Here is an 8,923-nt window from a genome sequence, read left to right as displayed (position 1 = left end):
ACGCCAGAGGAAACACATGCGGTCGTGTTCTCCTTCCCCCCCCCCCCCCCCCCCCCCCCCCCCCCCCCCCCCCCCCCCCCCCCGTCGTCACAATCAGCTTCGGGGTGCCCCCACAACCCCCACGGCAATGTCGCCCCCAGGGCGACGAGCCGAACCTCAGTTAGTCCCGCGCCGCCGAACCTTCAACAGCACCAACAACCCACCACCAGCAACAATCAACACCCCGGCCACCCAGAACAGCCAAGCGTTGTCAAACCCAGTGTTGGCCAACCCCCCACCAGTCCCGTTCTGATTCCCACCCGGAACCGCCACCGGAGCACTAGTAGTCGAAGGCGCCGTCGACTCAGAAGACGGCACCGAAGTAGCCGAAGCAGACGGCGCACTAGAAGTAGGCTTAGCCGGCGAAGTAGGCGTCTCAGAAACCGGCGGCTTAGTCGCCACAGCCTTCACCCCGCACGCAAACCACCGGTCAATCTTCGGCTGCGACCCGTCATAGTTATGCGGCGCAACAAGATCCGCCCAAGGCGCGACCTTAGGCAGCTTCTTCTTCCCCGGCACATAAACCGAATGCCCGTCGTCGCCACCCACAACGACGATGGCCTCGACCGTGACACCCTCAGCGGTCTCAGTGATCGTCAGCGTCTTCTCGCCAACCCCACCGGTGAACTTCACGTCACCCTGGTCCAGCGTCTTGCCGCTGACCCCATCGACCTTGCTGCAGTCAGTGATCTTCGTACCCGGAATCGGGTGCCCACGATCGTCGCCGGTGGTGCAGGCGGCAGCCGACGTCGCGGTGCCCAGCAAGGCAAGCCCAGCGACCGCGGCGACCGCGAATCCGGCGCGAAGTTTGGTGGGGATTGGCATGGAGTTACTCCTCGAAGGAAAGTCCGAACGGGGGAAAGCACATGCGAAAACCACGACCCTCCGTAGGAACCCCGACCACTGTTCGCGCGAATTACCCGAGAGTGATTAACCCGTCAGAGGGAAGACGACGCGGAGAGTATCGCACCCGCAGTTGCCCGATCACCCTGGGTTCGAGTCGCGGCCCGAACCGAGATCCGCGAGTTGCGCGTCCGTGACCACGCACGCGAAACGGCCCGCCGCCCACACCGGGCGACGGGCCGCTGAGCAGCGAAAACAGGTTAGTCGGCGACTGGCGGCGCGGGGTCGGCCACCGTTCCGCCCTGCGCGACGCCGGACTGCCGCTTCCCGAGCAGCGAATGCCGCCGGCTGTAGGCGAAGTAGATGACCACGCCGAGCACCATCCAGACGACGAATCGCAGCCAGGTCAGCACGGTCAGGTTCAGCATCAGCCACAGGCAGGCCAGGATCGCCAGCGGCGCGATGACCCACACGCCCGGCACGCGGAACGCGCGCGGCAGGTCGGGGCGGGTCTTGCGCAGCACCAGCACACCCGCGGACACGAGGATGAAGGCGAACAGCGTGCCGACGTTGACCATTTCCTCGAGCTTGTCGGCCGGGAAGAACGTCGCGCCGATCGCGACCAGTGCGCCGACCACGATCGTCGCGCGCTTCGGCGTACCCCGGTCGCTCGTCTTGGCCAGCGAACGCGGCATGAGGCCGTCGCGGGACATCGCGAAGATGATCCGTACCTGGCCGAGCATCAGGACCATGACGACGGTGGTCAGCCCGGCGAGCGCGCCGACGGAGATGATGTTCGCGGCCCAGTCGACGCCGTTCGCGGAGAACGCGGTGGCGAGCGTCTTGTGGCTGCCGTCGCCCGCCGAGGTCGACAGGTCGGTGTAGGGCACCATGCCGACGACCACGAGCGACACCGCGACGTACAGCACGGTCACGATCGCCAGCGAGCCGAAAATGCCGCGCGGCACGGCCTTTTGCGGATTGCGGGTCTCCTCCGCGGTGGTCGCGACGATGTCGAACCCGATGAAGGCGAAGAACACGATCGACGCGCCGGCCAGCAGGCCGAAGATGCCGAAGGAGCTGCTGCCGCCGCCCGCGATGAGCGAGAACAGCGACTGGTCGACACCACTTTCGCCGGAGCCGGCGGGCTTGCCCTCCGGGACGAACGGCGTGTAGTTGCTGGCCTTGATGTAGAAGAAGCCGAGAATGACCACGAACAGCACGACGGCGACCTTGATGCCGGTGATCACCATCGAGAACCGCGACGACAGCTTCGTGCCGAGCACCAGCAGCGTCACCAGCGCGGCCACGACGATGAACGCGCCCCAGTCGAGGCCGAAACCGCCGCCGAGATCGATCGACGTTTTGGTGCCCTTGCCGAAGATGTACCCCAGCACCGTCTGCAGGTAGGACGACCAGCCCTTGGCGACCGCGGCGGCGCCGACGGCCAGCTCGAGGATCAAATCCCAGCCGATGATCCACGCCATGAACTCGCCGAAGGTGGCGTAGGAGAACGTGTACGCACTGCCCGCGACCGGGACGGTGGAAGCGAATTCGGCGTAGCACAACGCGGCGAGCGCACAGGCGATCGCCGCGATCACGAACGCCACGGACACCGACGGCCCGGCGAAGTCGCCCGCCGTGCGCGCGGTGAGCGTGAAGATGCCCGCGCCGATGACCACCGCGACGCCGAAGACCGTGAGGTCCCACGCGCTCAGGTTCCTGCGGAGTTTCGTCTCCGGTTCATCGGTGTCCGAAATGGACTGCTCGATTGACTTGGTGCGCCACAACCCAGTGCCGGGCAACGTTGACCTCCTGCGGTGACCTTCGTGGGGACCGGGCGCCACCCTAGCGTGTCAGTTGGGCGCCAGCTGTCCGGACAGTCAGTGCGTCTCGCGGTCGAGGTCGGGCTCCAGGTAAATCAGCGTCGCGACGGGGACCTTGGCGCGCACGCGGGCCTCGGCGTCGTCGATCGCGGTGGCGATGGCGGCGGTGTCGAGCCCGGGCACGAGCGCGAGCTTCGCGGCGACGAGCAGCTCGTCCGGGCCGAGGTACTGGGTGCGGATGTGGATGACCCGCTCGACCTTGCCCGCGGCCAGCTCGTCGACGATGGTCGCGAGATCGGTTTCGGTCGCGCCCTCGCCGATCAGCAGGCTCTTCATCTCGATGATCAGGATGATCGCGATGAAGCCCAGCAGCACGCCGATGAAGACCGTGCCGATGCCGTCGAACACCGGATTGCCGGTGAGCACCGACAGCCCGACGCCGAGCAACGCGAACACGAGACCGAGCAGCGCGCCGGAGTCCTCCAGCAGCACGACCGGCAGCTCGGGCTCCTTGGCCTGGCGGATGAACCGCCACCAGCTCGCGTTGCCCTTGATCTTGCGCGACTCGCCCATCGCGGTGAAGAAGCTGTAGCCCTCGAGACAGATCGCGACGAGCAGGATGATCACCGCGACAACCGGCGTCTCCAGCGGCTGCGGCTCGATGATCTTGTGAATGCCCTCGTAGAGAGCGAACGCCGCGCCGAGCGTGAAAAGCATGAGCGCGACGATGAACGAGTAGAAGTACCGGTCCCGGCCGTAGCCGAACGGATGCTCCTTGGTGGCGCGCCGTTTGGAGGTTTTCTGCCCGAGCAGCAGCAGCCCCTGGTTCGACGTGTCGGCCAGCGAGTGCACCGCCTCCGCCAGCATCGACGACGACCCGGTGACCAGGAAGCCGACGAACTTGGCCACCGCGATCCCGGCATTGGCGGCGAGCGCCGCGATGATCGCCTTGGTTCCCCCGCCAGCTGACACTTCCCGCTCCCTGCTCCGTGCCCGAATTGCCCGGTGGGAGCCTAGAGCAGCCCTGGCGGCGGGAAGCGCTGGGCCTGACAATCAGCTGGTCAGCTCACAACTCGCAAGCCCCAGCGGTAGCCCGGAACAGCTGCGACCGCTCCCCGCCCACTGGCCGCACCCGCACCGCCGGATCCGCCGCGGGCAGCCAAACTGACTGGCCCCTCCGCAGCTCCACCTGCTCCCCGTCCGAGGCGAGCACCAGAAGGTCCCCTTCGGTGCACAGCAGGATTTGCGGCCCAGCCGAGTCGACCTCCAGCTCGGCGTCGTCCCCGGCCGCCCATTCCATCCGCGACAGTTCGAATTCCGGGGCGTCGGTGTGGTACACCGCCATCCGCTGGCCGGCGCATTCTCCGTGCTGCACCGGCATTTCCCCGCACGCGAAGTCGACCACGCGCAGCAGCTCCGGCACGTCCACGTGCTTCGGGGTGAGGCCGCAGCGGAGGATGTTGTCCGAGTTCGCCAGGATTTCCACCGCGGTGCCGTGCAGGTACAGGTGCAGGTTCCCGGCGGGCAGGTAGATCGCCTCGCCGGCGCGCAGGGTCAGGCGGTTGAGCAGCAACGCGGCCAGGACACCGGCGTCGCGCGGGTGCGCCTCGCCCAGTTCCAGGATCGTGCGGCATTCCGTCGCGAACTCGCCGTGGTCCTGGACGTGCCGGACGCACGCGTCGAGCACCTCCGGCAGCAGTTCGTCCAGCGAGGACTGCGGCAGTGTGATCCAGGTGGTGAACAGCGCGCGCAGACCGGCCGGGTCCGGTTGGGCTTCCAGCAGGCCGGTGTACTTGCCCAGGCCGGGCGTCTCGATCGCTTTGAGCAGCTTGACGGTGCGGTTCGGGTCGCGGAACCCGGCCAGCGCGTGGAACTCCGTCAGCGCGCAGACCAGCTCCGGCTTCGCCGTCGGGTCCGGATAGTTCCGGTTCGGGGCGTCGCGCGGGATGCCCAGCTTCTCCTCGCGGGCATGCCCTTCCGCGGCCTGCGCCGCCGACGGATGCGCCTGCATGGACAGCGGTTCTTCCGCGGCGAGGATTTTCAGCAGGAACGGCAGCCGGTTGCCCCAGCGCCGTGCGCAGTCCTCGCCGAGCTGGCCGACCGGATCGGCGTCGACGAGTTCGAGCAGGCTCAGTTCGGTGCCGTCCGGGCCGAGGACGTGCGACGGGTCGCCCGGGTGCGCTCCCATCCACAGCTCGGCTTCGGGGTGCGGCGCCGGCACCGGACGTCCCTGCAACTGGGGGATGGCCGTTCGCGATCCCCAGGCGTAGGGCCGTACGGCGTTGCGCAACAGCTCCACTGTCAACTCCCAATCCTTCCCGTCGGCACTGGGCCGACGCACGCGGCGGCGGAACCGCCTGCCCGCGTTCCCCCCTGCTCCCTCAGGCGGAGGCCGGTTCGTATCTCCCGGCCCCGCCGATGCTGCCCGCCGCCAGCCCGAGGTACACCGCGGCCAGTTCGAACCGCAGCGCCAGCACCGCGGCGCGGACGATCTCGTCGGCCTCGATCTCCTCGGCCGGTGCGATCAGGTCCGCGTCCGGCAGGTACTCCTCGGCTTGGTACCGGGCCGCCTCGGCGGCCGGACCGGTCCGCACCGACAGCAGCAGCACCCGCGTGGCGACTCCACCAGGAGAGTCGTCCGGATCGGCGAAAATGTCTCGCTCCGCGCCGCCTGATTGTGCGACCCGGCGCAACGCCGGTCGAGCCAGCGCCTGCCGGTAGTCCTCAACGTCACAGACCAGCGCGGCGTGCGCGGCGAACGCGTGTGCCGCGTGCTCGCCGACCGCCACCGCGACCGGGTCGAGCCCCCACAGCAGCGGCACGCGGTCCGCGACCCGCAGCGCGAGCGCCTTCGCCGGGTTGGCGAACGACTCGCGCGCGAGGTAGTCCTTCTCCGCTTCGAGGTCGAGCTGGTCGGCGAGCGCCTGCACGTCCGCGACCAGCAGGCCGAGCGCGTTCGCGGTGAGCAGCCCGGCGGCCAGCCCGCGCGGGAACGCCAGCTCCGGCGGCACCGGCACGCGCGGCGCGAGCAGCACGCCCTTGCCCGCCACCGACGCCGCGACCGGCCCCTCCGCCGGCGCGGACAGCACCACCGACGCGCCGAACCGGGCGGCGCGCTCCAGCGAAGCGGCCAGCTCGCGGTCTCCCGCGTCGTCGGTGTGCGCGAACACCACGTCCAGCGTGCCGATCCAGGCCGGGACCGATTCGGCCACCACGACCGGCACTGGGCACGACGGCGTGAGCAGCGCGGCCAGCAGCCGGGTGAGCGTGCGGCTCACCCCAGGCCGGTCGATGAGCACCAGCGAACGCGGACGCCCGACGTCCAGCCGTTCGCTCAGCTCCAGTTCGGCCGCCGCCTCGGCGGTGGCCCGCACCTGCGCGCCGGCCATCGCGGCGGCGCGCAGCAACCCCGCGCGGTCGGCGTCGGCCAGCCGCGCGGAGTCGTCGAGCAGGGAATCGTCAAGCATGGTCAAGCACTGTCGCCATGGTCAGCGGACGTGCCCGGCAGTGTCGCCTCGTCGAGCAGCAGCACCGGGATCCCGTCGCGCACCGGGTACACCCGGCCGCATTCGGTGCAGGTCAGCGCGTCGGCCTCGGCGTCGTCCGGCGTACCGGGACGCAGCGGCGCGTGATCCGGCGACGGGCACGCGAGGATCTCCAGCAGCTGTGCGTCAAGCGTGATGGCCATAGTTCCTCCATACCACGCGTCGTTGGGGTGTTGAGGGCGCCTTCCGGACACAATCCGGCGCCAGCCGGTCAGGCCCGGACAATGGCCAGCACCTCGGCGGTGAGCGCCTCGACCGCGGCCCGGTCGGCGGCCTCCACGTTGAGCCGCAGCAGCGGTTCGGTGTTGGAGGGGCGCAGGTTGAACCACGCGCCGCCGGGCAGCTGCACGGTGAGCCCGTCCAGCTCGTCGATCTCGACGCCGGGCTTGCCCGCGTACGCGTCCTTCACCGCGAGCATCCGCGCGACCTGGTCGCTGACCGTCGAGTTGATCTCGCCGGACGCGGCGTAGCGCGAGAAGTCCTGGGTGAGCGCGGACAGCGGGCCGTTCTGCTCGCCGAGCGCGGCGAGCACGTGCAGCGCGGCCAGCATGCCGGTGTCGGCGCGCCAGAAGTCGCGGAAGTAGTAGTGCGCGGAGTGCTCGCCGCCGAAGATCGCTCCGGTGCGGGCCATCTCGGCCTTGATGAAGGAGTGCCCGACCCGCGTGCGCACCGGGTTGCCGCCGTGCTCGGAGACGATCTCCGGCACGCCCTTCGACGTGATCAGGTTATGGATGACCGTGCCGCCCGGCTCCTTGGCCAGCTCGCGCACCGCGACCAGCGCGGTGATCGCGCTCGGCGACACCGGCTCGCCGCGCTCGTCCACGACGAAGCAGCGGTCCGCGTCGCCGTCGAACGCCAGCCCGGCGTCCGCGCCGACCTCGCGCACCTTGGCCTGCAGGTCGACGATGTTCGCCGGGTCGAGCGGGTTGGCCTCGTGGTTCGGGAAGGTGCCGTCGAGCTCGAAGTACATCGGCACGATCTCGATCGGCAACCCTTCGAAGACCGTCGGGACGGTGTGGCCGCCCATGCCGTTGCCCGCGTCGACCACGATCTTGAGCGGCCGCGAACCGGAGAGGTCGACCAGGTTGCGCAGGTAGGCCGCGTAGTCGCCGAGGACGTCGCGTTCGGAGACGGTGCCGCGCTGGCCCTCGAAGGAGGGAACGCCCTGCTCGACGGTGTCACGGATCTCGGCGAGGCCGGTGTCCTGCCCGACCGGCGAGGCTCCCGCGCGGCACATCTTGATGCCGTTGTACTTCGCCGGGTTGTGGCTCGCGGTGAACATCGCGCCCGGCAGGTTGAGCGAGCCGGAGGCGAAGTAGAGCTGGTCGGTGCTGGCCAGGCCGATCGACACCACGTCGAGGCCCTGCGAGGTCACCCCGTCGGCGAACGCCGCGGACAGCTCCGGCGACGAATCGCGCATGTCGTGGCCGATCACCACGGCCGGCGCCTCGGGTTTGATGAGCAGCGCGAACGCGGCCCCGAAGTCCCGGACGAGGGCGGCGTCGAGCTGGTCGCCGACCACGCCGCGAATGTCGTAGGCCTTCACGATGCCCGAAAGGTCTGGCACGCCTTCTCCCCGCCGCTAGTTTCGTGGCGACGCCAGTCGCGCCGCGGGCGAAAGCCTACCGGTCGGGAGGGAAGCTCAGGCGCGACCCGGGAGGACGCGCAGATGGCCGCGCCTGCCGGAGGGCCCTTCGGGCTCGGGCGGCGCGGCGGGAACATCGGAGCGACCGGCCTCGCGGACCGCCTCGGCCAGCGCGGTCAGCTCGTCGGCGGACTGCTCCGGAGCGGCGAAGGCCCCCTCGTGGCGGACGACTTCCCAGCCCTTCGGGACGGTCAGCCGCAGCGCGTGGGCCTCGCAGAGGTCGTAAGAATGCGGTTCGGAAGCGGTGGCCAGCGGTCCGACGACCGCGGTCGAGTCCTGGTAGGCATACGTGAGCGTGGCGACAGCGGGTTCGAGGCAACCCGTTCGCGAACATTTCCGTACGCTCCGCACGATCCGAAACGATAGCGCGTCGCCGCAAGCGAAGTACCGGCGACACGCGCGTTGTCCTGGCGACCGCATAGACTTGGGCGGTGGCGACGGCTCGTGATTACCGACAACGGCAGCGAATGCGACGGGACCGGCACGGCCGGGGCCTGCGCGGGACGCTCTATCCAGCGTCCCTGCCCGCGGCCGCGAGCCGAGCGGAACGCTTCGACGCCCTGGTATTGGACGCCCTGGAGCCCATCGAAGCCCGCTGGCGCCACGAGTTGACGAAACTGGACGTCGCAGTAGACGACGTCCCCGAAGTCCGCATGGACGGCCGCGCCCCAGCAGACGGCGTACTCCACGACGGCGCAGTCCCCCTATCGCGCCTGGTCCCAGCCGGAGTAGACCGCACCGGCCTCCCCACCCGCGCACGCATCGTCCTCTACCGCCGCCCACTAGAAGCACGCGCGAAGGACCCCTCAGAACTAGCAGACCTAGTCCACGACGTACTAGTAGAGCAGGTCGCAGGCTACCTAGGCGTAGAACCAGACGTCATCGAAGGCGACTAACCCACCCACCTTCGAGGCACCCACACCCTCCCCCGCACCCCGATACGAAGCCTTCCCTGCGGTTCGGGGGTGGTTTTTCCGGGACCTCTTCCCCCCTTTCCCCCCCCCCCCCACCCCCCGCCCCCCCCG

9 protein-coding genes are annotated in these 8,923 nt (G+C 69.5%); 1 reads left to right on the top strand and 8 read right to left on the bottom strand.

Annotation, left to right across the window (positions count from 1 at the left end):
• Positions 1-156: 156 nt before the first annotated feature.
• From ACZ63D_RS10145 to ACZ63D_RS10110, 8 genes are all read right to left on the bottom strand, one after another.
• The gene (locus tag ACZ63D_RS10145; protein ID WP_465353954.1) at positions 157-864 is read right to left on the bottom strand and encodes an LPXTG cell wall anchor domain-containing protein; all 708 of its coding nucleotides are present in this window, start codon (positions 862-864) and stop codon (positions 157-159) included.
• A gap of 278 nt (positions 865-1,142) precedes the next feature.
• Positions 1,143-2,687 (bottom strand): amino acid permease, encoded by a 1,545-nt coding sequence (locus tag ACZ63D_RS10140; protein ID WP_465353953.1) that lies wholly within the window; start codon positions 2,685-2,687, stop codon positions 1,143-1,145.
• Positions 2,688-2,765: 78 nt separating this feature from the next.
• Complete coding sequence (locus ACZ63D_RS10135; protein ID WP_465353952.1) at positions 2,766-3,680, bottom strand: cation diffusion facilitator family transporter; 915 nt, start codon at positions 3,678-3,680, stop codon at positions 2,766-2,768.
• A gap of 94 nt (positions 3,681-3,774) precedes the next feature.
• Positions 3,775-5,007, bottom strand: a complete 1,233-nt coding sequence (gene manA, locus ACZ63D_RS10130; protein ID WP_465354744.1) for a mannose-6-phosphate isomerase, class I — start codon at positions 5,005-5,007, stop codon at positions 3,775-3,777.
• 82 nt (positions 5,008-5,089) lie between these two features.
• A complete protein-coding gene (locus tag ACZ63D_RS10125; protein WP_465353951.1) occupies positions 5,090-6,175 on the bottom strand; it encodes a hypothetical protein in 1,086 nt (361 codons plus the stop codon).
• Positions 6,176-6,177: 2 nt separating this feature from the next.
• Positions 6,178-6,396, bottom strand: coding sequence for a Trm112 family protein (locus tag ACZ63D_RS10120; protein WP_465353950.1), 219 nt, complete (start codon positions 6,394-6,396; stop codon positions 6,178-6,180).
• A gap of 68 nt (positions 6,397-6,464) precedes the next feature.
• Positions 6,465-7,820, bottom strand: coding sequence for a phosphomannomutase/phosphoglucomutase (locus tag ACZ63D_RS10115; RefSeq protein ID WP_465353949.1), 1,356 nt, complete (start codon positions 7,818-7,820; stop codon positions 6,465-6,467).
• Positions 7,821-7,895: 75 nt separating this feature from the next.
• Positions 7,896-8,249: a DUF3499 domain-containing protein gene (locus tag ACZ63D_RS10110; RefSeq protein ID WP_037355688.1), complete on the bottom strand. Its 354-nt coding sequence runs from the start codon at positions 8,247-8,249 to the stop codon at positions 7,896-7,898.
• A 116-nt stretch (positions 8,250-8,365) separates the two neighbouring features.
• On the opposite strand from ACZ63D_RS10110, the gene ACZ63D_RS10105 reads away from it, so the two are divergent.
• Positions 8,366-8,794: a metallopeptidase family protein gene (locus ACZ63D_RS10105; RefSeq protein WP_182890259.1), complete on the top strand. Its 429-nt coding sequence runs from the start codon at positions 8,366-8,368 to the stop codon at positions 8,792-8,794.
• The last annotated feature ends 129 nt before the right edge of the window (positions 8,795-8,923 follow it).

Source organism: Amycolatopsis sp. NPDC104775, from assembly GCF_055583325.1.
The sequence above is the reverse complement of the archived record's forward strand: the minus strand, read 5'-3'. Positions and strand labels throughout refer to the sequence as shown.